Raw genomic sequence first — 22,177 nt, 5'->3', positions numbered from 1 at the left:
AATTATCCCGTTCGGGATAAGGCATTAATAATCAATAAGGTGCATGGGGGAAGACACCAGTAGAGATGAAATTTTTTATTGGTTTTAATTCAGACACGCCAGGGGGCGCTGACGCATTGCCCTGATCTTGCTCTCTACCATGACATTATGTTGGTCTAAACAGGGAAAGGAAACAACGCAAGAAAGCCATGCAGGGTGAATGGCAGCCCGCATGCAGAAGCCGGTGAAAAGCAGGACAGAATCCGCAGGAATAACCAATAACGGAAAGGGCTGTGTGTTCTCAAAAAAAACGTGCTGACTGGCAGCACGTGAAGCCCTTTTTTCAGATGCCTGAAGTCCAAATACCTTCTTATCGCGGTACGTTCCTGATACAAACCTGGAAAAAGGTTTTCAGATTAAATTGATACTCGGGTTGAAACCAGACCCGGCCATAACAGCAGTAAGCCAGCATCCTTACTGAAATCATTGCCAGATAGCCCCATAACGCGCATAACACTGAAGGCGTGCTCCACACAGTCAGCAGAGTAATGATCAGTCCAACGAATACGGATGATATTTCACAAAAAGCGATATCGGAATACTGCTTTTCGCGCTGCAAGATCGCGCGGTAATGTTGACCCTGAGGGATGATAATAAAGATGACCGCTGCCATCTCCAGCATCATGGTAATCTCTGGCTGGTTAAAAAGATGATCGGCAACAATGCCGGAAATAAAAAGCGCAGAAAAAATGATGAGGCCCATTAACACATTCCCCCAATATATGACGGACAATGTATTGTCGGAGAGGGGTGAATAGCGAATCACTTTGTTTGAAAAGCCGCGATCCGCCAGTGTATCTATGACTAAAAGGCCGGCAATCACTACAGCCAGAAAATTGAATGCTTCTGCCTGCAGGATTTTACCCAGCAGGGAAAGTTGCAACACGCCAATGCTTAAGATTTTTATTGAAGAAAGAAAGGGCCATTTAGCGTCAATAATATTTATTTTACGTATAGCCATGATTTTTTCCATCGTGTAAATAATTATAGTGGTAAGCGGAGGTGAAATCCTGGCTTAGCGTTTGGTCTGTTTATACAGGTTATATTAACGGTCAAGCTGATGCTGTCGCGAACGGATCTATAGCGCGCATATTTCCCCTGGTGATGCTGAATCCCTGTTGTTGTTTTAATTATCCAGACGTCATTCATAATTATAACATTCATGATGCCATAATGAATGTTACTGAACGCCTTTATTATATCGTTATATAAGTATTGCTGTGTGTAGGTGATTTATAGCGCTTTTTATTAGAAATAACATCATAAGGAAAATCTGATATACGATTTGAGATAGGCGTTAATATTGAGTAGCTGCATGATGTTTTTTGACTGACAGATAAAATCTACATATTTATTTGTGCCAGAATTCGGTGTGACTATCCCGCATAAAAGAGTCTGGAATAAAAAAGGCTTTTAAACACTGTACATAGGCACGCTGTGAAAGCGTGAGCCAGGATTTTTCCGCTATAAAATGCTTAAGCAGCGGCAAAGCATAAACACGTTTGTTACGCGCGTGAGGGGTAAATACTTAAACATTCTGAACATAAAAAACCGGAGCGTAAGAATGACTCAACCGCTGTACGAGCAAAATAGCCTTTGGCAGTGATTAAAGAAGGCAGGGAAAGGCGGGGCTGGATAGGGTTTCTGCTTTCAGGCTGAACCTGTCTTGTTTGCCGTAACGGTAAAACAAATCCCGCCTGAAAAAGTAAAGCAGGCAAGAGCCTGCTTTGTCTTTATACGTAAAGAGACGCTTCACCCGGTGGGCGCGTTTTAAACCGGCGATGTAGCCAGAGGTACTGCTCCGGCGCGCGCATAATCTGGCTTTCGATCACCTTATTCATGTAAGCAGCAGCGGCTGATTCATCTTTGTGAGGATAGTTTTCCAGAATCGGCTCAATAATCAGTTTATAGCCATCGTTGCCGGGATTACGAATCAGCATGATTGGCACCATAGCCGGCTTGGCCAGGCGGGATAAAACATAGGTACCGTTCGTTGTCGCTGCTTTCTCAACGGCAAACAGTGGCGCAAATGTACTGCCTTTAGGGCCGTAATCCTGGTCCGGCGCAAACCAGACGGATTCACCCTGCTTAAGTGCCTGCACCATGCCGCGCAGATCGCGACGGTCAATCATCGCCTTGTTGGAACGCATCCGGCCTTTGGTTTGTACGTATTCCATCGCGCGGTTGTTATGCGGACGGTACATAGCCATCATCGGCTGACACAACCCGCTGATGCGGCCACCCAGCTCTAAGGACATAAAATGGATGCCGATTAACATCACGCCACGGCCTTCATTTTGAGCTGAATAGAGGTTTGCAAGGCCAGAGACGTTGAATAAACGTTTAACCGCATGATCAGGCCAGAACCAGGCAATACCCGTTTCAACCAGTGCCATACCGAGAGAGGCAAAATTACCCGCGATCATGCTTTCTTTTTCTTCGTCACTGATAAAAGGAAAGCAGAGTTCAATATTACGACGGGTTATACGCTCTCGGCGCTGAAGGAAATGACGGGAAAGTTTACCGGCACCTGCACCCAATCTCATCAGAACAGGATAAGGGAGTTGAACCAGAAGCCAGAGAATGCCTAGACCGAACCATGTAAACCAATAACGCGGGTGTAAAAGTGTGCTGCTGAACTGCCTGGTGTTTTTCATCATTGACCTTAAAGGATTGATGGATGTAACGCAAAAAGACCCATTCCTTAAGTTCCCAAGCGGTACGGCTGTACTAACTACGACCAGCACTTTATCAAAAAGTGCCCTCTGTCACAGTGAGCTTTCGTCATCCTGTGGAGTAAGACGATAGATGGAATGGCCTACTGAACGAACAAAACAGGGTGGTGTTTTGTTTTTTAATGATTTAAAAACAACGTCTTAAGTATACTCTTGTAAAGCCAGAACGTTAAGGGAAGCATAGGGAAATTAAGACAGTTCTGTACTCACAAGCTAAAATCTTTTCGAAAAACTTACATTCAGAGTGGCAAAATTCTAAAAATTGGCTAGGGACGAGTATGCGCCCGGATGTGATGAAAAGCGACATGATCCGTGCGATAAGTGATTTCGGCAGATCATAAGAGGAGAGTAAGGACATGCGTCTTCACAGGCTATACACGTCTGTCCCTGTACGTCACATCATAGCCTGAAAGAACATGCTGTACAAAAAAGGAGCGCTAGTAGTAATTCACAGTCATCATGCGGTAGTTATCGACTTTTTTTAACTGAATCGTGCCCAGCTTGAATGGCAAAGATTGCTGGCTGTCATTCAACCCTAGGGTGGCAGCTTCGGTTTTACCCCCTCTTGTGCAGCTTTGCTTAATCTGAGAATGCACAATCAGGGTATCACATCCGGTCTCCACAATAGCACCACGAAAAGTGATTTGGCCGCCAGTTGCAAATGACGAGGATGATAATGCCATTAAGACAAATACATAAGTTAGTTTTTTCATGGCTTCACACTCTGTGTTGATTTTCATAAACAAAGAACGGCACCAAATAATAAAACTTTAGTCGATCGTGCTTTTTTATTTTTTAAAAATTATTTTATACGATAGTGTGAGTGATTAGCACTTACAGACTCTTATTAATGCCGATTTCTGGAAGAAGCTTAGTGGATTATAGTTCACTACCTTATGGGCATTTGTTTTCTTAGTAAGATTTTCTCTTTTTTAACAAATCCGCCTGAATACTGGGCGGTAAATCACAAAATAACCGTTTCAATAAGGCGTATGAAAATTGGGGTGCAGGTAGGCTGAAATGCGGCATCCAGGTCATGTATCACCCAGATGAAAACATGTTCATTATCCGTACTGGAATTGTTGTGCGTCTGGGCTTCTTCGCGTTTTAGTTTCCGTCCTGCTTATCACATCTCACTATTCGGTTAGCGAAGGTTCTTCGGTGAGGACGGTTTACTTAAGAAATAAGGAGGCCTTGCCGAGAGGGCTGCATAATACTGACGATAAAAATCAATTCCATGTTCCGTTAAAAAAGGGAGCACCGAAAATGATAAGTTAACACTAAAGGGTTACAGATTTTATCTGTCTGACCAGAAAGCATCAGTAAAACGGGCGCCCAGTGCGCTTACAGCAGGTTGTTGAGCCTTTTTTACGCGCCTAAGTTTGCTGAGCCGCAATGAGAAAAGTCCGCTATTACGCGGACTTGATAATGATGAAGTGACGTAGTAAACGCTATAAAGCGAAATTATCTATTACTCGATATTTTGGATTTGAATGTTGATTAAAATAAAATAAATTCTATTTATCATCATCTTAATGAGTTGATCTGTGACGGGGTTACCATTTTACTCCCCAATCAACTCTCCATTTATAACAGTGGCAAGCTGTTCAGCTCGCCAGGTTACAGATTGCATCTGTCATTGAATGGTTGTCTTTGATCTTTCACCTTTCATGAGTTCACCAGAAGGTTTCCGATAGTAAGATTCGGTTCCTATCCGGTAATAGGTATAGCCATCCTTTGTCTTAGTTATGTCCATGATCCAATTAGACTTATCAATACAATTTTCTTCTGTATTCATGTCATCGAAGCATAGTAAATAATCTGTATCATGATCTGGAAAAATACCTGAATTTTTAGGGGCAAGCTTTTGATATCTTCCGTCAAACTTCCAGATTGAAACAAAGTAAGTTTCAGCGGATGAGAGGGTTTTAGCTCCATTATTATCCCACCACTCAATTTTACTACTATCTCTGAAAGGCATGTTTTTAACTAAAAATTCTTTATTAGAGCCAGTGCCGTGAACGGCAAGGACCTTAGTGGAATTAAAAAAATTCAAATAGAAGAATACAAGAATAATAGCTGCTAATATAAATATTATAATTTTTCTGGCTTTCATCCATTCCTCCGGCTACTAATTTCAAACTCGGCTTTCATATTTGTAAAAAAAGGTTTAAATGCAAATTTTTCCCATCGTTGGAGCACAAACCAGATGCGGAATGCCCTAATATAGTGAAACTTCATATTCATAATGTCAGTTTTGTCGAGACCAAAATGATCTTGTCCCGTAAAAGTTACTTTCGCTACATAACCACTCTCAGTGATATCAATTTTAGTGAGTTGTATCTTTGTGGCATATATGTCATGTATAGACATTCCTAATCCATTAAAGCTATCTGCCCATCTGTTAAACTTAGGAAGTATTGAATTTCCTATTGCTTTAGTTATTGAATCTTTGTCGGCATCAGATAAGCCATTTTTTACATCAATGGCAACCTTATCGAGCATAGACTGGATTATTTTTAGCGAAGATAACGGAGAGGATTGTTCGTTTAATATCAAACTTTTATATGCACTATCAAGAAAAGGGCTGGAATAGCTTTTTCCATTGCCATGATAAAAATGCTTTACAAGATTATTAAATAAATTATGTTGCCCTAAGTAATATGTAGGCAATGACACTCGAAGAAACTCATCGAAAAGGATTTGAGCAATTACCGTTTTTGATTTTGGTTGGGATTTACGGAAGGAACTAAATATTGAGACTCCCTCTCCAGTCCACGGATCAACGACATCAGAAACATCATCAAGACCTAAGTCGCTTCTAAGCTGTTTTTCAGTAAGATCGCCACATTGCATATCATCAGAGCTGTGGTCATTGAACTGATGCTTAGTCTGATAAAGTGTGACTGGGAACACCATAGCTGACATAATAACTTCCTTATGATATTAATTTTCAGACCAAACTCTTACTTGTGAAGGTAGATCCAAATCTTTAAATATCGTCATGTCTGTAAACTCAGTTCCTTGTCATTACAAGATATTCATTTCTGACTCTTAACCTATAGCTGATTAGTGTAATAATAAACTTCATATACGGGAAAGGGAAGTGCTGAGAATCTCATCTTTTTCTCAAATTACTGTCATAGCCTGGTCTCAATACTTTGACGTGCTCACCGCTTGGATGAAACAAATTGAAACGTACAAAACAGGCTGGAAATAAAAAGCCCTGATAAATCAGGGCGTTGATAAATATTGAAAAGCTTTGGAAAACAAGAGAAAATTATTCAATATTCTGGATCTGCTCGCGCATCTGTTCAATCAGCACTTTCAGCTCAATGGCTGAATTGGTGATCTCTGCATTAATCGATTTCGAGGCCAGAGTGTTCGACTCGCGGTTGAACTCCTGCATCATGAAGTCGAGCCGACGTCCGACGGCTTCTTTTTTCTTCAAAATGTTGTACGTCTCTTTAACGTGCGCATCCAGGCGATCCAGCTCTTCTGCTACATCCACACGTTGCGCCATCATCACCAGTTCCTGCTCCAGGCGGTTGTTTTCCAACTGCACTTCGGCGTCCTCCAGTTTGGCGATCAGCCTTTCACGCTGCCACTTAATGACATCAGGCAGTTGAGCTCGCACTTTACTGACTTCATGCGTTACCGCTTCCAGACGCTGCTCGATCAGGGATTTCAATGCGCTGCCTTCGCTCTCACGTGCAGCAATGAAATCATCCAGTGCGCCATCCAGCGCCTGAATCAGCTGTGTATTAATCGCGTCCAGATCCTGTTCTGGCGCAGACATCACGCCAGGCCAGCGCAAAATATCCAGTGGATTGATCTGGCCTTCGTCGCTCTGCATCTTCACCCAGTTAGCGGCCTGAACCAGCTGTTTAGCCAGCGACTCGTTCAGCATCAGCTCGCCTTGTGCGCCGGGATCGGCATCAAAGCGCAGATTACATTCGATTTTACCGCGCGTCAGACGCTGGCGAATGCGTTCCCGAATCATCGGCTCCAGTCCGCGGAATTGCTCTGGCAGACGAATATAGGTTTCAAGATAACGTTGGTTAACGGAACGCAGCTCCCAGGCGGCGCTGCCCCATTCGCCTTTAACTTCACGGCGGGCGTAGGCGGTCATACTGCGGATCATAAGCGTTACTCATTTTCAGAAAGATTAAAGTCAGTATAACGAGGCAAAGCTAACCATAACAGGTGTAAGCAGCAGCAGGATGAGAGAACAAATTATTTCCGCTTTCAGCAACAGGCACTTATGCTGTTTACTGGCTTACTCGTTGAGGACCCCGTTTATGTCTCACGTATTACGCTTTCCTGTAATGCTGACCTTACTGCTGGCTGGCTGTCATTCGCCATCACCGCCACCTGTGCCATCAACCCGACCTGTTCCCATATGTGCTGGCGGTGAGGTGATGATGCAAACCACATTGTGGTTTGGTCTCAGTAAGCCACAAGGCGGTAGCGTGAGTTCGCTGGACTGGATGAATTTTATCGATAAACAAGTGACGCCTCGCTTTAAAGCCGGGCTCTCTGTTTATGATGCGCAAGGGCAGTGGTTGGGTGAAAACGGTCAGCTGGCGCGTGAGAAAAGCAAAGCGCTGGTGCTCATCTATAACTTTGACAGCGATAACAACAGCCGTGTCGAAGCACTACGTGAGCAGTATAAAAAACAGTTTGGTCAGGAATCGGTCATGCGTGTCGATTCGCCTTCCTGCGTGAGTTTCTGATGCCATTAACGGCGGCCCAGGCCGCCGTAAGATGATCAGATAAACAGTCCGGCAAACGCAGCCGAAAGCAGGCTTACCAGGGTCGAACCATATACCAGTTTCCAGCCAAATCGCGAGACGACGTTCCCCTGTTGTTCGTTCAGCCCCTTAATCGCGCCTGCCACAATACCAATCGACGCAAAGTTAGCAAACGAGACCAGGAATACCGACAGGATGCCTAATCCACGCGGCGTCATGCCTGCCGCCACTTTCTTCAGTTCGATCATGGCGACGAATTCATTGGCCACCAGTTTAGTGGCCATAATGCTCCCAGCCTGAAGGGCGTCGACGGCGGGGATGCCGATTAACCAGGCAAAAGGGTAAAAAACATAGCCCAGGAGCTGCTGGAAACTGTAGCCGAATAGCGCTGCGAACAGCGCATTGACGGCCGCGATCAGCGCAATAAAACCGATCAGCATTGCCAGAATGATCATCGCCACTTTAAAGCCCGCCAGGATGTACTCTCCCAGCATTTCGAAGAAACTCTGCTCCTCATGCAACTTATCCAGGGCTACAGGCTGTTCCTCGCTTTCCTTACCGGGATTAATAATCGACAGAATGATAAAGGTGCTGAACATATTGAGCAGTAGCGCCGCCACGACATAGCGAGCCTCAATCATCGACATGTATGCACCGACAATGGAAAGCGAGACGGTAGACATAGCGGTTGCCGCCATGGTGTAAAGGCGCTTCGGCGGGATATCCGCCAGAATACCTTTATACGCGATGAAGTTTTCAGACTGACCCAGTACCAGCGTACTGACCGCATTAAAAGATTCCAGCTTTCCCATGCCGTTGATTTTAGACAGGACAGTTCCCACCAGGCGGATTAGCAACGGCAGAATGCGCCAGTGCTGCAAAATACCAATCAGGGCGGAAATAAAAACAATCGGGCAAAGTACGCCAAGAAAGATAAAGGCCAGGCCCTGCTGACTCATGCCGCCAAAAACAAACTCTGTGCCTTGTGCAGCAAAACCCAGTAATGTTTCAAAGAAGCTGCCCACCGCTCCCACGAGCGCCAGTCCACTGGCAGAATGAAGGAAAAACCAGCCCAGCGCGGCTTCAACGATAATGAGCTGAATGATATAGCGCGGACGAATGTGTTTACGGTCATGACTGACCAACAGCGCAAGGGCGAAAATCACCACCAGCGCCAGCAGGAAATGTAAAATAGCGGCCATAGTTTAATCTGTTCGTAAAATGCGGCAAAAGGTAGGGCATTTAGCCATACTCCCACATGAATTTCATCCTGAGCCTTACAGCCCACTGCAAGAGACAGCGGGCCAGGAAGTCCGTATAATACGCAGCCAATCATTTGCAAGCCGGAGATAACCATGCGTCCAGCAGGCCGTAGCGCACATCAGGTGCGTCCAGTCACATTGACCCGCAATTACACTAAACACGCAGAAGGTTCCGTTCTGGTGGAATTCGGTGAAACCAAAGTGCTCTGCACTGCCACGGTGGATGAAGGTGTTCCGCGCTTCCTCAAAGGACAGGGACAGGGCTGGGTCACTGCCGAATATGGCATGTTGCCGCGTTCAACGCATAGCCGCATGGCTCGTGAAGCCGCGAAAGGCAAACAGGGCGGCCGCACGCTGGAAATTCAGCGTCTGATCGCCCGTTCACTCCGCGCAGCCGTCGATCTTAAAGTGCTGGGTGAATATACCATTACGCTTGATTGCGACGTCATCCAGGCTGATGGTGGCACCCGTACCGCATCTATCACCGGCGCCTGCGTGGCACTGGCGGATGCACTAAACAAACTGGTTGCCAGCGGTAAGCTCAAAGCGAACCCGATGAAAGGGATGGTCGCGGCGGTATCTGTGGGCATTGTTAACGGTGAAGCCCTGTGTGACCTTGAATATGTTGAAGACTCCGCAGCTGAAACCGATATGAACGTCGTGATGATGGAAGACGGCCGTATGATCGAGGTGCAGGGCACGGCGGAAGGCGAACCTTTCAGCCATGAAGAGTTGCTGGCACTGCTGGCGCTGGCCCGCGGCGGCATCGAAGAGTTAATTCAGGCGCAAAAAGCGGCGTTGGAAAAATAAAGTAACAGGCGACCGCAGAGTCGCCTTTTTTTATCTGAGGAGTAAGACATGAAAGCCTGGCAGCGGCAGTTTATTGAATTCGCACTGAATAAGCAGGTGCTTAAATTTGGTGAGTTTACGTTAAAATCTGGTCGTAAAAGTCCCTATTTCTTTAATGCCGGTCTGTTTAACAGCGGGCGAGACTTAGCGCTGCTGGGGCGTTTCTATGCGCAGGCGTTAGTGGACAGCGGCGTGGATTTCGATTTGCTGTTCGGGCCCGCTTATAAAGGGATTCCTATTGCGACCACGACAGCGGTTGCCTTAGCCGATCATCATGACCGGGATGTGCCTTACTGCTTTAACCGTAAAGAGGCGAAAGATCACGGTGAGGGCGGTCTGCTGGTGGGAAGCCCGCTACAGGGTAAAGTTATGTTGGTCGATGACGTTATCACGGCAGGCACGGCAATCCGCGAGTCGATGGATATCATTAATGCTCATGATGCGAGTCTGGCTGGCGTCATGATTTCACTGGATCGTCAGGAGCGTGGCCGGGGAGAGCTTTCCGCTATTCAGGAAGTGGAACGTGACTATTCCTGCAAGGTTACCGCCATTATCACGCTCAACGACCTGATCGACTATCTGGCTGAAAAAACGCATATGGCCGATCATTTAGCGCAGGTGCGTGCGTATCAAAAAGCGTACGGCGTCTGATTACAGGCGGGCGCTGCCCGCCTGCCTGTTACACCAGCTGGGCCGCAATCAGCGGCCAGCGGGTGTCAAAGTCAGCGGTGGGACTAAAGCGGAACTCCGAGCGAACGTAACGCGACAGTAATCCTTCACACAGAGCCAGTAGCTGACTGGCTAATAATGCTTCATCGGTTTGAAAGCCTTCACCCTCTCGCATTTTCCGCTCACGCATCACCTGACGTAGCTGGACTTCAATGCGCTCAAACAGCTGGTTAATGCGCCCTTGTAAACGATCCTGTTCAAACATCAGCGCGTGACCCGTTAAAATACGTGTCAACCCCGGATTACGCTCACCAAACCCCAGAATCAGCTGCACAATAAGACGCAGGCGCGCCATTGTTTCTTTTTCATCTTTAAGAATGAGATTGATGCGGGTAATCAGACTGTCTTCAATAAATTCGATCAGGCTGTCAAACATCCGTGTTTTGCTGGGAAAATGACGATACAGCGCCGCTTCCGAAACACCGACGTTGGCCGCGAGCTTCGCGGTAGTGATTCGTTGGCTGCCATCGCTGGACTCAAGCATCTGCGCCAGCGCCTGCAAAATCTCTTCGCGACGATTCCGCTTTACGACTTTTTTTTCTGCCATGCCCTTAAAAACCCCTGAATTTCACCATAAACAGGCAACACCTACGCATCAGCCACAAGATAAACACCTATGGCGATGAGAAATAAAATGATGAGCGTAAGTGAAAATAGGTAGTGCTGGTTACTGACGACCTGAGTGACCGAAGCCGCCTTCACCGCGCAAGCTGGCATCAAACTCTTCTACCAGATTGAATTCGGCCTGAACGACAGGAACAAAAACCAGCTGGGCCATGCGGTCGCCCGGCTGTAGCGTAAAGCTTTCCTGACCCCGATTCCATACCGATACCATCAGTTGACCCTGATAATCGGCATCAATAAGCCCCACCAGGTTACCCAGTACGATGCCATGTTTATGGCCCAGTCCTGAGCGTGGGAGGATGACAGCAGCAAGGCTCGGATCGGCAATATGGATAGCCAGGCCGGTAGGGATTAATGTTGTAGTCCCGGGGGCGATTTCCATCACGTCATCAATACAGGCACGAAGATCTAACCCAGCGGAACCCGGTGTCGCATAGGTCGGCAATGGAAAATCTTTGCCGACGCGCGCATCCAGAATTTTAACGTCTATTTTTTTCATCATAACGGCTGACAATCTCGTCTATTAAAAGTTGACCAAGGAGTGACTTATCGCTGAGCGGTAAGGTCTTTTCTCCTTCCTGCCAAAAAAGGTGAAGAGCATTGGTGTCGCTATTGAACCCTTGTCCAGCTTTCGACACGTCGTTAGCACAGATCAGGTCCAGCTTTTTACGCGCGCGTTTTTTTCGGGCGTATTCTTCCACATTCTGGGTTTCAGCCGCAAATCCAACCACAAAAGGCCGGCCCTGCGTTAATGCGGCAACGCCCGCGACGATATCGGGATTTTTAATGAGCTGCAGGGTGACATTATCATCGTCATCCTGTTTCTTGATTTTCTCATCCGCAATGTCGGCTGCCCGGTAGTCTGCCACGGCTGCGCTTGCAATGAAAATATGTTGTTTATTTATCTCATCCATCACCGCAGACTGCATCTCCCGTGCCGACGTTACATCCACCCGCTTAACGCCCACGGGCGTTGCTAAGCTAACCGGGCCACTAATCAGTGTGACGCTGGCACCGCGTCTGGCGGCCGCGGCCGCAATGGCAAAACCCATTTTTCCTGAGCTGTGGTTGCTGATATAGCGCACGGGATCGAGGGCTTCACGAGTCGGGCCGGCGGTAATCATAATGTTGAGATGTTGCAGATCGTTGACGGGGCTGGCCCACTGAACCGCATGGTCAACGATAGCCAGTGGGTCGAGCATGCGGCCCGGCCCGACATCGCCGCATGCCTGGCTGCCGCTGTCAGGCCCCCAGATGAATACGCCGCGCGCCTGGAGCGTCGTCAGGTTCGTTTGCGTGATGGCGGCGCGGTACATCTGTTGATTCATCGCCGGCACAATCGCGACAGGCGACGCGGTAGCCAACACGGCGGTTGTCACTAAATCGTTCGCCATACCAGCTGTCACGCGCGCGATTAAATCCGCGGATGCGGGTGCCAGCAGAATCAGATCGGCCCATTTGGCCAGCTCAATATGGCCCATGGCTGCCTCGGCTGCCGGGTCGAGCAGATCGTCCATTACCGGGTAGCCCGATACGGCCTGGAGGCTGAGGGGCGTAATAAACGCTTTTGCTGCATGGGTCATCATCACGCGCACATCGGCACCGCGATCGCGCAGACGGCGCACCAGCTCGGGGGTTTTATAGGCTGCGATGCCACCGCTTACGCCTAAAAGCACTTTTTTACCGGCTAATCCCATCATGCAGTTGACCTCGTTTTCAGTTGCCGTACAGCCACGGCGGAATGGGCGAATTTTATCACAAAACCTTGCCGTCACCTGTTCAAAGGCTGCGTTTGCGAGAAGTGCCGAAGAATCACATTTGCTCACTGGTCGCGTGTTAACTGCCAGAGGATGATACAGGGGGCGACAGGGAGAGCAGCAATGAATCATTTTCTACCACGGGAAAAACTCAAGCGACTGGGCGCAGATGCATTAAGCGATGCAGAACTGCTGGCCATCTTTTTACGTACGGGTTCAAGAGGCGTACCGGTGATGAAGCTGGCGCAGCAGATGTTGCAAGAGCTGGGGTCGCTTTACAACATCGTGAACGCCAGTGCGGAGGATTTCAAAGGAATCAAAGGGGCAGGGGAAATTAAGCTAATTCAGCTACGTGCCGTTGCTGAGCTGGCTAAACGGTTTTTCGCCAGCCAGTTGGCCCGTGAAAATACCCTCGACAGCCCGCTTGCGACACGCCAGTATCTGCAAACGCTGTTAGCAGAGCAGGAACGTGAGATTTTCGTCGTGATGTTTCTGGATAATCAACACAGGGTGATAACCGCCCGGCAAATGTTCTCAGGCTCGATTAACAGTGTGGAAGTGCATCCGCGCGAAATTGTGCGCGAGGCGCTTAAAATTAACGCCGCAGCGTTAATCATCGCACACAATCATCCGTCAGGAAGAGCCGAGCCGAGTCAGGCTGACCGCGACATTACCGTTAAAATCTGCGAAGCTTGTCGGCTGGTCAATATTCGCGTGCTCGATCATTTAGTGATTGGACGGGGTGAATCGGTCTCATTTACCGAGCGGGGATGGCTCTGAGCCTGAAAATCTGGTCCAGGTGGCGGATTTTTACACGATCATTCGGGATCTTTATCTGTTCGGGACTTGAGCACTTGGGCCGAGCGGCGTATACTACGCCACCTTTGAGAATCTCGGGTTTGGCGGTTAGGCCAGCTTAGCGGGTTCCATGGAACTCGCCTGGCGGGCTGTAAGCCTGACGAGGCGGCCAAAACCTAATTTTTAAAGCTCGAGCTGATTTGATTTTTGGAGAATAGACATGTCACGAGTCTGCCAGGTAACTGGAAAGCGTCCGGTGACCGGTAACAACCGTTCCCACGCAATGAACGCGACGAAACGCCGTTTCCTTCCGAACCTGCACTCACACCGTTTTTGGGTTGAGAGCGAGAAGCGCTTCGTTACTCTGCGTGTATCTGTAAAAGGTATGCGTATTATTGATAAAAAGGGCATTGATACGGTGTTAGCCGACATGCGTGCCCGTGGTGAGAAGTACTAAGAGTACTAAGGAACTGAATCATGGCTAAAGGTATTCGTGAGAAGATCAAGCTGGTTTCCTCTGCTGGTACAGGTCACTTCTATACCACCACGAAGAACAAACGTACTAAACCAGAGAAACTTGAACTGAAAAAGTTCGATCCGGTTGTACGTCAGCATGTGATCTACAAAGAAGCCAAAATTAAGTAATTTTGGTTTTCTGCAAAAAACCCGGCTCAGGCCGGGTTTTTTGTTTGTGTAATGCGCAGGGGAGAGGTTATGCCTGAGTTGCCAGAGGTAGAAACCAGCCGACGCGGCATTGAGCCACATCTGGTTGGTCAGACAATTCTTCACGCAGTCGTGCGCAACGCGCGTTTGCGTTGGCCAGTGTCACAAGAAATCCTGGCGTTAAGCGATCAGCCTGTGCTGAGCGTTCAACGTCGTGCCAAATACCTTTTACTCGAATTGCCGCACGGCTGGATTATTATCCACCTGGGTATGTCAGGCAGTTTACGTGTCCTTTCAGAAGAGTTGCCCGCAGCCAAACACGATCATGTCGACCTGGTCATGAGCAACGGTAAAGTCCTGCGCTATACCGATCCCCGGCGTTTTGGCGCCTGGCTGTGGAGCAGCGACCTGGCCGGCAGTAGCGTACTGGCACACCTCGGCCCAGAGCCGCTGAGTGAAGCGTTCAGTGGTGACTATCTGTTTGAAAAATCCCGCGGAAAGCGAACGGTGATTAAGCAGTGGCTAATGGACAACAAAATTGTCGTTGGCGTGGGTAACATCTATGCAAGTGAGTCATTGTTTACGGCAGGGATCATTCCTGATCGACCCGCAATGAGCCTTTCCCATGAAGATGCGGCGATATTAGCGAATACCATCAAAGCGGTACTGTTGCGCTCAATCGAGCAGGGCGGAACAACATTACGCGACTTTTTACAAAGTGATGGCAAACCGGGCTATTTTGCACAAGAGCTACAGGTTTATGGTCGCGCGGGAGAGCCCTGCAGAGCATGTGGCACACCGATTGTCAGTGGCAAGCATGGGCAACGCAGCACTTACTGGTGCCCCAACTGTCAACACTAAGGCAGTTTTGCCAGCAGAGCCTGGTGGACAGGCGCGGGCAGGAAGGCCGAGACGTCGCCGCCGTGCCGCGCCACTTCTTTCACCAGGGTAGAAGAGATAAAAGAAAAGTTTTCCGATGGCATCAAAAACACGCTTTCCAGCGTCGGCAGCAAATGCCGGTTCATACGCGCCAGCTGTGTCTCATATTCAAAATCCGACACGGCACGTAATCCGCGCACCAGAATGTTTGCCTGCTGAGTGCGGGCAAAGTTCGCCATCAGATCGCTGAAACCTGTCACCTCAACGTTCGCCAGATGCGCGGTCGCCTGACGCGCCAGCGCAACTCTTTCATCAAGCGTGAATAAGGGCTTTTTGCTCGGGCTGGCGGCAATGGCTACGACCAGTCGGTCAAACATCTGCGCAGCACGCGTCACAATATCGATGTGGCCTAATGTGATGGGATCGAAGGTGCCTGGATAAATAGCTTTCGTGGTCATGTGCGCCCTTTCGCCGAAGCATGTGTCAGCGCCCATAGCGCTGCATATTTGTTGAAGGTGTACTGGGCATTGACGACCGCCAGCAGCCAACCCTGTTTACCATCAAGAAAGCCGGCACGCAGCAGCAGCGTTTTCGCGAAGGCGCCGAGCGCATGACTGAAGACCGAAAACAGGCTGCAGGTTTTTCCGCGCTGAAATCGTTCCTGTGCCCAGGCCTCCGCATAGGCCAGCTGCTTACGCTGGAAAGCCATCAGGTTACGACAGGTCAGGTGTTGTAAATCGCCTTTGAGGGCCTGCACGGAGGCGCCTTCTGTGTTGAGTGACTCATGCACGCTGTTATCGTTATAGCTTAACGTACGTGGGTAAAGACGCATCACTCGATCAGGGTACCAGCCGCTGTGGCGCATGAATCGCCCCAAAAAAAGATTACTGCGGCTGAAGCTGTAAACGGTGTCGCCTGGCGGGGCCTCGAGCACCCGTTCAATGGCCTGACGTAACTCTGGCGTGACTCGCTCATCGGCGTCGATCATTAAAATCATGTCGCAACTGGCAAAACTCTGCGCCCGCTGGCGCTGTTTGCCGTAGCCCTGCCATTCCGTCGCCTGAAAAACCTGCGCGCCTGCTGCCCGGGCCAGCGCCATCGTGTCGTCTGTGCTGCCAGAATCCAGCACGATAATCTCATCGGCCCAGCTCACTGATGCAAGACAGTCGGGCAGCAGCTCTGCTTCATTTTTGGCAATCATCACGACTGAAAGGCGTTGGCGAGTGGATGTCATTAATGGGCTCGTGGCGGCAGGTGTGGTTCAAGTAACTGCAGCAAACGCTGAAGGGCGCCCTGGTTTTGATGCAGCACTTCTACGGCATGGCGTCCGTAGTAGCGACGATAATCATCGTCCTGCAGCAGGTTCGTCACCTCTTTTACCAGCGATGCGACATCAGTAACGGTAATCAGCCCCTGTGCCTGTTGCAGCTTGCTACAAATATCTTTGAAGTTCCAGGTATGGGGGCCCATAAGCACAGGAATAGCATGAGCGGCGGGTTCGAGCGGGTTATGACCACCGCGCTCAACCAGGCTGCCGCCAACAAAGGCCAGATCGGCAATGCCATACAGCAACATCAGTTCACCCATCGAGTCGCCAATCACAACCTGCGTTGAGCCGGATGGGATTTCACCGCTGCTGCGCAGGGTAAAACTGAAGTTGCGCTTCTGCGTCAGCTCTCGGGCATCGTTAAAACGCTCCGGGTGACGCGGCACCAGAATCAGCAGCAAATCCGGAAAGGTTTGTAATAAGCGACGGTGCGTATCCAACAGGATAGCTTCCTCACCCTCATGAGTGCTGGTGGCAATCCAGACAGGGCGACGGGGTGCCCATTGCCGGCGTAGCGTTACTGCTCTTGCGGCTAGCTCGGGCGTAACAGAAATATCAAACTTCAGGCTGCCGGTAACCGACAGATGCGAGCGCTTCAGGCCGAGTTGCACAAACCGCTCACCGTCCTCGGCGTTTTGTGCGGCGATCAGCGTGATACTTTGTAAAAGATTACGCATGAACTTGCCAAGCTTGCGATAGCCTTTAGCCGATCGTTCGGAAAGTCGGGCATTAGCAATCACCAGGGGAATATGGCGCTGGTGCAGGATACGAATGATGTTAGGCCACAGCTCGGTTTCCATAATGATCACCAGGCGTGGATTGACCGTATCAAGAAAGCGATTGATGGCGTTGGGGAGATCGTAAGGCAAATAAACATGATGCACATCTTTGCCAAAAGCAGAGAGCGCACGTTCAGAACCGGTTGGCGTCATGGTTGTGACGGTGATAGGTAGCGTTGGATAGCGATGACGTAGCGCGCGCACCAACGGCACTGCCGCCAGGGTTTCGCCCACGGAAACCGAGTGTAAAACGATGCCTTCAGGCTTCACTTTTCCGGCGCAATAGCCATAACGCTCTGCCCAACGTTTACGGTAGGCAGGAGCTTTACGACCGCGCAGCCACAGGCGCAGCCAAATAAGTGGCTGAATGAGATAAAGCAATGCGGTGTAAATGGTCGTCATAGTTACCGTTATGACACGTTGGCGTCAAAAAAGCAGATTAAAGTCAGAATACAGCATCTTATCAGAAACAGCATAATCACTCATCCCACATCATGCGTGGCGACTCAGGACCTGCTGATAGAGCCTGTTCAGTGAATGTGCCAGGTTTTGCGGCGTGTAAGGTTCAATCCTGCGTCTTGCTGCTTCGCCCATTCTGCCGTCAACGGTTAAAGCAGAAAGGGCATTAATGGCCTGATTGAGTCCTTTTACATCCAGCGCATCACGAACAAACCCTTCCTGACCTTCGCGAATAAATTCAGCGCCGCCACACCCGGTGCTGGTGATCACCGGCAACCCGCAGGCCATGGCTTCCAGCACCACGTTGGGAAAAGGATCGTAAAGGGTGGGCAGAAGCAATCCATCAGCAGCATGGTAATAGGGCTGCACATCCTGCTGTACGCCGACAAAACGAAGCCGCTCACTGCAGTGAAGCTGACTGGCTAACTGCTGATAACGTTTTGCCTGTTTGTCCTGGCCGACCACGATCAGATAGCGGTTACTTTTGGCCAGCGCTTCAATGGCGGCTTTGAGGCCCTTACGTTCAAATCCCGAACCCACATAGATCAGAACAGTCGCGTTAGCGGGCAGGTTCAGCTGTGTCCGAACCGCATGGCGGGCGGCCTCTGTCGCAGGTTGAAAGCGCGTTGAATCAATGGCGTTGTGAATGACATGTATTTTGTCAGCCTGCAGTGCGAAGCAGCGCAGGATGTCTTTTTTTACCATCTCAGAATTACATATCACCGCTTTCAGTGCGGGGGAGTTAAACATATCGGCTTCTGCCTGCAGAACATAGCGATGATATGGGCTGAGGCTGGCGCTAAGACGCTGCAGGGGCGAAACAATACGTGCCCGTTGTTCAAGCCAGACACGATGAACGCCATCGCCTGCCCGAAAGATGTCACAACCAGCGATACGCTCATGGCTTTGAACAATATCGAACTTTTCACGTTCCCAGCAGGCCCGCGCCGCGTGGGCAAAACCGCGTTCACGTGAAACCCGTCCCAGTTTCCCTGGATTGCAGATATGCAGGTGCCAGTCCCGGTTGGGCTTTCCTTCCCAGCTTCGGGTGATGATATTGAGATCCAGTTTTTCGCTACCCAGGGCTTCCAGCGCGCGTGAAATAAAGCGTTCGGCCCCGCCATCAGGGCGGTATTTCTGCCGGACAATCGCCAGGCGTAACTTACTCATTTAGATAGCTCCTTGCTGCGGTAACGACGTCCTCAACCGGGATAACGGACAAGTAACGTTGTTCGGTACGAGTATCAATGGAATCCGGAGAAGGAAGGGGGCCATAGTCACCAGCCCAGATGACCCGATTGTTGTCACCCCAGGGGCGCCAGTGCTGCAGTTTTGTCGGGCCGAAAAGCGCAATGCAGGGCGTGTCGAGCGCGGCGGCCATGTGCATCGGGGCTGAGTCAACGCCGATAAAGAGCTGAGCGCGAGCAATAAGTGCAGCCAGTTGTGGCAGAGAGAGTTTGCCTGCCAGCGAGATAACATGCGGAGACTGGCACTGCGCCAGAATCCGCTCAACCATCGCCAGCTCACTATCATCCGGTCCTGCTGTCAGGATGACTTTTCGGTCGGCTTGAGCCAGCTGGTCGATAGTGGCTGCAACCTTGTCTTCCTCCCAGCATTTGAACTGCCAGCGGGAGGTAGGCTGCAGCACGATATAAGGGGGCTTCACCTGCTGCTGAAGCAGCATATTCTGCACTTTTAACGCATCGTCCGGGCTGAAGTGCATCGAGGCTCTGGCACCGTCGGCTGAAATCTGCAGCGGTGACAGAGCGGAAAGGTTCTGTTCAACCGTATGTAAGTGCTCATGATTTTCAGTGGTAACCAAATGATTGTGGCATCCGCGCCAGAAGGCGTTATCACGCTTTTTAAACGCGAATCCAATGCGTACCGGCGCGCCAGACAGTCCGGTGAGAATGGCACTGCGCCACTGATCGGCAAGGTTAATCACCAAATCGTAATGACAGGCTCGCACTGCTGAGACCAGTGCGACTTCATGGCGAAACGTCTGCCAGCCACCTTCCTTTTTCCAGTTTCGATCGATGATGTGCAGATGACGGACAGAAGGATGTGCTTCCAGCATGGGCCGGGTTTCTTTGTAGAGCAGGACATCAATGCTGGCCTGCGGATAATGCTGATGCAAAGCATTGATGACAGGCGTAGTCAGCAGCATGTCGCCGTGATGACGTAGTTTGATTAACAGAATTTTTTTGGGTGCAAACTGGACTGGAATCGGGCTTGTCATACTCAAATGCTCTCAGAATTCAGTGAGCCGATTGTAGGGCAAACCCTTTTGAGGTTAAAGCAAGTGACGCCGCTTATTTCCTGCGCCAGTAATAAATTCGACCCAGCCATAGCAGCAGGTGATACCACTGTTTTACACCGCGCGCATTACGCAGCATACGCGTGTGTGTCTGGGTCGCGAAGATATCGGCAATCATCGCCTGTCGCGCTGATTCGTCCGGTTCGCGTCGGATACTGTGACAGACGCTCAGGGCTTCGTAAGTAATCTGATAGTGAAAGGCCGGATAAATTTTTACCTTATGGCGATAGCGGCTGTTAATTGACTCCAGCATTTGCGCAATTTTCAGATAGTGACGCTGATATTCAACGTTACGCAGGCCGGTCCGCTTGCGGTTGCTGATTGAAGCATCGTGCAGATAGTAGCGATACAGCTGTTTATCGGTATAGCGCGCGCGTTTTACATTCAGCATGAACTCTGTGGTCCACGGAATATCCTGATGGTGCAGGCCGGGTTCAAAATTTAGCTTCAGTTTTTCAATCAGTTCGCGTCGGTAAATACCGAGCCAGACAACATGTTTATAGCGATGAGTCTTCAGCGCCTTGTTAAGCCACTCAGGGCCGCTAAGGACGGATGTGCTTGAGAGTCGTTCAGGCGGTATCAACGGCTGGGTTTCATTGCTAGCCTGGAAAAACCATTCGGCATTGCATTGCGCCACATCGAGATCGTCTGCCTCTGCCATATCGACCAGTGTCTTATACATCTCTGGCTTCATGGTGTCATCAGCGTCTGGAAAGGTTACGTACTTACCGGATGCAACAGCCAGCCCGGCATTGCGTGCACGTGATACACCACCATTAGGTTGGTGAATGACCCGGATATGAGGATGACGTTGTGCGTAGTCATCCGCTCTCTCACCCGAGCCGTCAGTCGATCCATCATCGACAAGGATGATTTCCAGAGATGTCAGCGTCTGAGCCAGTAAAGACTGAATAAATGTCTCAAACATGGCACCAGCGTTAAACATTGGTGTGATTATCGATAGTAAAGGCGAATTTTGTGACACAGCAGCATAACTTCAAGTGAAAAGAGACGGATTTCCGCCGACATTATTACGAATGCCGATAGAACTTTTTGTGCATTTAGGGTCAAACCTTGATAGGTAGCAGAAATTTATTTTTTCGCAACTTTATGGCGTGTGTACGCTCCAGTCCGGTCAGGTACGTATAACCAGGTACAATATGAAAAATATCCTCGTCATAAGGCGCGACAACATTGGTGATATGGTTTGTACCACACCGTTACTGGAAGGCATAAAGACAGCCTTTCCTGAAGCTAAACTGACGCTGTTGGTAAATAAAGTGGCGCAGGATGTGGTGCTGCATAACCCGCATATTGACGCGCTGCATGTCTATAAAAAAGCCAAACATCGCAGTAAGAATGAAAGCGCAGTGGGCGTTTATTGGCACCGTTTAAAAATCTTCTGGGCTTTACGCAAGACGCATTTCGATGCAGCTGTACTGGCTAATCCGGTTCCCTGTAAATACAGCCTTCGCCTCGCGCGTATGGCGGGCGCACAACATATCATTGGCGCAGGTGAAAAAGGCGATGGTCTGACAAAATGTTTCGACAAGGGCGATTTTTCAGGCCAGCATCAGGTTGAACAAACGTTTAGTTATCTCACCGCATTGACGTCGTTACGTCTTGTCGTTCCTGATGTGCGAATTTATTTAACGAATACAGAAAAAAAAGAAGCAGAACAACGTATCAAGGTTTTTTTTCCTCGGGGACAAAGTTTTTATGGCATTCACATTAGTAGTCGTTCGGCCAAGCGTCGCTGGTCGTTGGAAAGCTATGCGCAATTGATCGAAAAATTGTTAGATGAATCGGATGCACACATTTTAATTTTTTGGTCACCTCAGGGAACGCTGGATCCCAACGATCCTGGCGATCAGGCTCGCGTAGAGGCATTGTTAACTAAAGTAAATTCAGAACGCGTTGCTGCATATCCAACAGCAACGATTCGTGAACTTATGGCAGGCTTTAACTGTTGTAAACAAATACTGTGCAGTGATGGTGGACAAATGCACATCGCAGCAGCACTGCATAAAAAGCAGGTGGTGTTTTTCGGCGATACGGATGCTGCACTTTGGCACCCATGGTCAGGAAAACATGAAATTCTTCAGACTGACTCTGGGGAGAGCACGGATATCAGTGTCGACCAGGCCTGGCTGGCCTGGCAACGACTTGAGTCCATCTAACGAAAAACGGCTGGATAACATGTTTT

At 49.4% G+C, this 22,177-nt stretch carries 24 protein-coding genes; 8 read left to right on the top strand and 16 right to left on the bottom strand.

From position 1 onward, the window contains the following. Positions 1-349: 349 nt before the first annotated feature. From DFO57_RS20715 to DFO57_RS20685, 6 genes are all read right to left on the bottom strand, one after another. Positions 350-1,012, bottom strand: coding sequence for an oligosaccharide flippase family protein (locus DFO57_RS20715; RefSeq protein ID WP_019105387.1), 663 nt, complete (start codon positions 1,010-1,012; stop codon positions 350-352). A 760-nt stretch (positions 1,013-1,772) separates the two neighbouring features. Next, positions 1,773-2,696 (bottom strand): kdo(2)-lipid IV(A) palmitoleoyltransferase, encoded by a 924-nt coding sequence (gene lpxP / locus DFO57_RS20710; protein WP_014333004.1) that lies wholly within the window; start codon positions 2,694-2,696, stop codon positions 1,773-1,775. A gap of 515 nt (positions 2,697-3,211) precedes the next feature. Then, positions 3,212-3,487, bottom strand: coding sequence for a hypothetical protein (locus DFO57_RS20705; RefSeq protein WP_110015653.1), 276 nt, complete (start codon positions 3,485-3,487; stop codon positions 3,212-3,214). A gap of 923 nt (positions 3,488-4,410) precedes the next feature. Continuing rightward, positions 4,411-4,890 (bottom strand): DUF943 family protein, encoded by a 480-nt coding sequence (locus DFO57_RS20695; RefSeq protein WP_110015652.1) that lies wholly within the window; start codon positions 4,888-4,890, stop codon positions 4,411-4,413. Further along, positions 4,887-5,702 (bottom strand): DUF3289 family protein, encoded by an 816-nt coding sequence (locus tag DFO57_RS20690; RefSeq protein ID WP_110015651.1) that lies wholly within the window; start codon positions 5,700-5,702, stop codon positions 4,887-4,889. Before DFO57_RS20690 ends, DFO57_RS20695 begins: the two co-directional genes overlap by 4 nt. A gap of 352 nt (positions 5,703-6,054) precedes the next feature. After that, positions 6,055-6,918, bottom strand: a complete 864-nt coding sequence (locus DFO57_RS20685) for a YicC/YloC family endoribonuclease (RefSeq protein WP_013027746.1) — start codon at positions 6,916-6,918, stop codon at positions 6,055-6,057. 157 nt (positions 6,919-7,075) lie between these two features. Between DFO57_RS20685 and DFO57_RS20680 the strand changes: the two genes are divergently transcribed. Further along, complete coding sequence (locus DFO57_RS20680; protein ID WP_014333006.1) at positions 7,076-7,510, top strand: DUF3574 domain-containing protein; 435 nt, start codon at positions 7,076-7,078, stop codon at positions 7,508-7,510. A gap of 35 nt (positions 7,511-7,545) precedes the next feature. Here the strand turns inward: DFO57_RS20680 and DFO57_RS20675 are convergent, their stop codons facing one another. Then, positions 7,546-8,730, bottom strand: a complete 1,185-nt coding sequence (locus DFO57_RS20675; RefSeq protein ID WP_014333007.1) for a NupC/NupG family nucleoside CNT transporter — start codon at positions 8,728-8,730, stop codon at positions 7,546-7,548. 153 nt (positions 8,731-8,883) lie between these two features. On the opposite strand from DFO57_RS20675, the gene rph reads away from it, so the two are divergent. Next, positions 8,884-9,600 carry a ribonuclease PH gene (rph, locus tag DFO57_RS20670; protein WP_013027743.1) on the top strand — a complete coding sequence of 239 codons (717 nt, stop codon included), beginning with the start codon at positions 8,884-8,886 and terminating at the stop codon, positions 9,598-9,600. A gap of 48 nt (positions 9,601-9,648) precedes the next feature. After that, positions 9,649-10,290, top strand: a complete 642-nt coding sequence (gene pyrE / locus DFO57_RS20665; RefSeq protein WP_013027742.1) for an orotate phosphoribosyltransferase — start codon at positions 9,649-9,651, stop codon at positions 10,288-10,290. 28 nt (positions 10,291-10,318) lie between these two features. On the opposite strand, the gene slmA is transcribed toward pyrE, so the two are convergent. The 3 genes from slmA to coaBC all read right to left on the bottom strand — a co-directional run bounded on the left by slmA (position 10,319) and on the right by coaBC (position 12,692). After that, the gene (gene slmA / locus DFO57_RS20660; RefSeq protein WP_013027741.1) at positions 10,319-10,915 is read right to left on the bottom strand and encodes a nucleoid occlusion factor SlmA; all 597 of its coding nucleotides are present in this window, start codon (positions 10,913-10,915) and stop codon (positions 10,319-10,321) included. Positions 10,916-11,035: 120 nt separating this feature from the next. Continuing rightward, a complete protein-coding gene (gene dut / locus DFO57_RS20655) occupies positions 11,036-11,494 on the bottom strand; it encodes a dUTP diphosphatase (RefSeq protein ID WP_014333008.1) in 459 nt (152 codons plus the stop codon). Next, entirely contained in the window at positions 11,472-12,692 is a 1,221-nt protein-coding gene (gene coaBC, locus DFO57_RS20650; RefSeq protein WP_014604740.1) for a bifunctional phosphopantothenoylcysteine decarboxylase/phosphopantothenate--cysteine ligase CoaBC, read from the bottom strand. Before coaBC ends, dut begins: the two co-directional genes overlap by 23 nt. 150 nt (positions 12,693-12,842) lie before the next feature. Here coaBC and radC point away from each other — a divergent pair, with 150 nt between their 5' ends. From radC to mutM, 4 genes are all read left to right on the top strand, one after another. Further along, entirely contained in the window at positions 12,843-13,529 is a 687-nt protein-coding gene (gene radC, locus DFO57_RS20645) for a DNA repair protein RadC (protein WP_014594904.1), read from the top strand. A 238-nt stretch (positions 13,530-13,767) separates the two neighbouring features. Continuing rightward, positions 13,768-14,004, top strand: a complete 237-nt coding sequence (gene rpmB, locus DFO57_RS20640; protein WP_006121249.1) for a 50S ribosomal protein L28 — start codon at positions 13,768-13,770, stop codon at positions 14,002-14,004. 20 nt (positions 14,005-14,024) lie between these two features. After that, on the top strand, positions 14,025-14,192 hold the full coding sequence (rpmG, locus tag DFO57_RS20635) for a 50S ribosomal protein L33 (RefSeq protein ID WP_001051798.1): 168 nt from the start codon (positions 14,025-14,027) through the stop codon (positions 14,190-14,192). A gap of 69 nt (positions 14,193-14,261) precedes the next feature. Then, entirely contained in the window at positions 14,262-15,071 is an 810-nt protein-coding gene (gene mutM, locus DFO57_RS20630) for a bifunctional DNA-formamidopyrimidine glycosylase/DNA-(apurinic or apyrimidinic site) lyase (protein ID WP_019105393.1), read from the top strand. Here mutM and coaD read toward each other — a convergent pair. From coaD to DFO57_RS20600, 6 genes are all read right to left on the bottom strand, one after another. Then, on the bottom strand, positions 15,068-15,547 hold the full coding sequence (gene coaD / locus DFO57_RS20625; protein ID WP_014604743.1) for a pantetheine-phosphate adenylyltransferase: 480 nt from the start codon (positions 15,545-15,547) through the stop codon (positions 15,068-15,070). The genes mutM and coaD overlap by 4 nt on opposite strands. Then, positions 15,544-16,323, bottom strand: a complete 780-nt coding sequence (locus DFO57_RS20620) for a glycosyltransferase family 2 protein (RefSeq protein WP_015699302.1) — start codon at positions 16,321-16,323, stop codon at positions 15,544-15,546. Before DFO57_RS20620 ends, coaD begins: the two co-directional genes overlap by 4 nt. After that, positions 16,323-17,597: a lipid IV(A) 3-deoxy-D-manno-octulosonic acid transferase gene (gene waaA, locus DFO57_RS20615; RefSeq protein WP_013027734.1), complete on the bottom strand. Its 1,275-nt coding sequence runs from the start codon at positions 17,595-17,597 to the stop codon at positions 16,323-16,325. The genes DFO57_RS20620 and waaA overlap by 1 nt, the downstream gene beginning before the upstream one ends. A 90-nt stretch (positions 17,598-17,687) precedes the next feature. Continuing rightward, positions 17,688-18,824, bottom strand: coding sequence for a glycosyltransferase family 4 protein (locus tag DFO57_RS20610; RefSeq protein WP_110015650.1), 1,137 nt, complete (start codon positions 18,822-18,824; stop codon positions 17,688-17,690). Beyond that, complete coding sequence (gene rfaQ / locus DFO57_RS20605) at positions 18,817-19,893, bottom strand: putative lipopolysaccharide heptosyltransferase III (protein WP_072137329.1); 1,077 nt, start codon at positions 19,891-19,893, stop codon at positions 18,817-18,819. Before rfaQ ends, DFO57_RS20610 begins: the two co-directional genes overlap by 8 nt. A gap of 73 nt (positions 19,894-19,966) precedes the next feature. Next, entirely contained in the window at positions 19,967-20,956 is a 990-nt protein-coding gene (locus DFO57_RS20600) for a glycosyltransferase (protein ID WP_110015649.1), read from the bottom strand. Positions 20,957-21,131: 175 nt separating this feature from the next. Between DFO57_RS20600 and DFO57_RS20595 the strand changes: the two genes are divergently transcribed. After that, entirely contained in the window at positions 21,132-22,151 is a 1,020-nt protein-coding gene (locus tag DFO57_RS20595; protein WP_029569279.1) for a glycosyltransferase family 9 protein, read from the top strand. Positions 22,152-22,177 lie beyond the last annotated feature (26 nt).

The organism is Pantoea sp. AG702 (assembly GCF_003182295.1).
GTDB lineage: Bacteria > Pseudomonadota > Gammaproteobacteria > Enterobacterales > Enterobacteriaceae > Pantoea > Pantoea ananatis.
The sequence above is the reverse complement of the archived record's forward strand: the minus strand, read 5'-3'. Positions and strand labels throughout refer to the sequence as shown.

Coding starts and splice junctions, on each gene's coding strand:
- DFO57_RS20715 (WP_019105387.1), bottom strand. CDS start 1,012: ATGGAAAAAATCATGGCTATACGTAAAATAAATATTATTGACGCTAAA.
- lpxP (WP_014333004.1), bottom strand. CDS start 2,696: ATGAAAAACACCAGGCAGTTCAGCAGCACACTTTTACACCCGCGTTAT.
- DFO57_RS20705 (WP_110015653.1), bottom strand. CDS start 3,487: ATGAAAAAACTAACTTATGTATTTGTCTTAATGGCATTATCATCCTCG.
- DFO57_RS20695 (WP_110015652.1), bottom strand. CDS start 4,890: ATGAAAGCCAGAAAAATTATAATATTTATATTAGCAGCTATTATTCTT.
- DFO57_RS20690 (WP_110015651.1), bottom strand. CDS start 5,702: ATGTCAGCTATGGTGTTCCCAGTCACACTTTATCAGACTAAGCATCAG.
- DFO57_RS20685 (WP_013027746.1), bottom strand. CDS start 6,918: ATGATCCGCAGTATGACCGCCTACGCCCGCCGTGAAGTTAAAGGCGAA.
- DFO57_RS20680 (WP_014333006.1), top strand. CDS start 7,076: ATGTCTCACGTATTACGCTTTCCTGTAATGCTGACCTTACTGCTGGCT.
- DFO57_RS20675 (WP_014333007.1), bottom strand. CDS start 8,730: ATGGCCGCTATTTTACATTTCCTGCTGGCGCTGGTGGTGATTTTCGCC.
- rph (WP_013027743.1), top strand. CDS start 8,884: ATGCGTCCAGCAGGCCGTAGCGCACATCAGGTGCGTCCAGTCACATTG.
- pyrE (WP_013027742.1), top strand. CDS start 9,649: ATGAAAGCCTGGCAGCGGCAGTTTATTGAATTCGCACTGAATAAGCAG.
- slmA (WP_013027741.1), bottom strand. CDS start 10,915: ATGGCAGAAAAAAAAGTCGTAAAGCGGAATCGTCGCGAAGAGATTTTG.
- dut (WP_014333008.1), bottom strand. CDS start 11,494: ATGATGAAAAAAATAGACGTTAAAATTCTGGATGCGCGCGTCGGCAAA.
- coaBC (WP_014604740.1), bottom strand. CDS start 12,692: ATGATGGGATTAGCCGGTAAAAAAGTGCTTTTAGGCGTAAGCGGTGGC.
- radC (WP_014594904.1), top strand. CDS start 12,843: ATGATACAGGGGGCGACAGGGAGAGCAGCAATGAATCATTTTCTACCA.
- rpmB (WP_006121249.1), top strand. CDS start 13,768: ATGTCACGAGTCTGCCAGGTAACTGGAAAGCGTCCGGTGACCGGTAAC.
- rpmG (WP_001051798.1), top strand. CDS start 14,025: ATGGCTAAAGGTATTCGTGAGAAGATCAAGCTGGTTTCCTCTGCTGGT.
- mutM (WP_019105393.1), top strand. CDS start 14,262: ATGCCTGAGTTGCCAGAGGTAGAAACCAGCCGACGCGGCATTGAGCCA.
- coaD (WP_014604743.1), bottom strand. CDS start 15,547: ATGACCACGAAAGCTATTTATCCAGGCACCTTCGATCCCATCACATTA.
- DFO57_RS20620 (WP_015699302.1), bottom strand. CDS start 16,323: ATGACATCCACTCGCCAACGCCTTTCAGTCGTGATGATTGCCAAAAAT.
- waaA (WP_013027734.1), bottom strand. CDS start 17,597: ATGACGACCATTTACACCGCATTGCTTTATCTCATTCAGCCACTTATT.
- DFO57_RS20610 (WP_110015650.1), bottom strand. CDS start 18,824: ATGAGTAAGTTACGCCTGGCGATTGTCCGGCAGAAATACCGCCCTGAT.
- rfaQ (WP_072137329.1), bottom strand. CDS start 19,893: ATGACAAGCCCGATTCCAGTCCAGTTTGCACCCAAAAAAATTCTGTTA.
- DFO57_RS20595 (WP_029569279.1), top strand. CDS start 21,132: ATGAAAAATATCCTCGTCATAAGGCGCGACAACATTGGTGATATGGTT.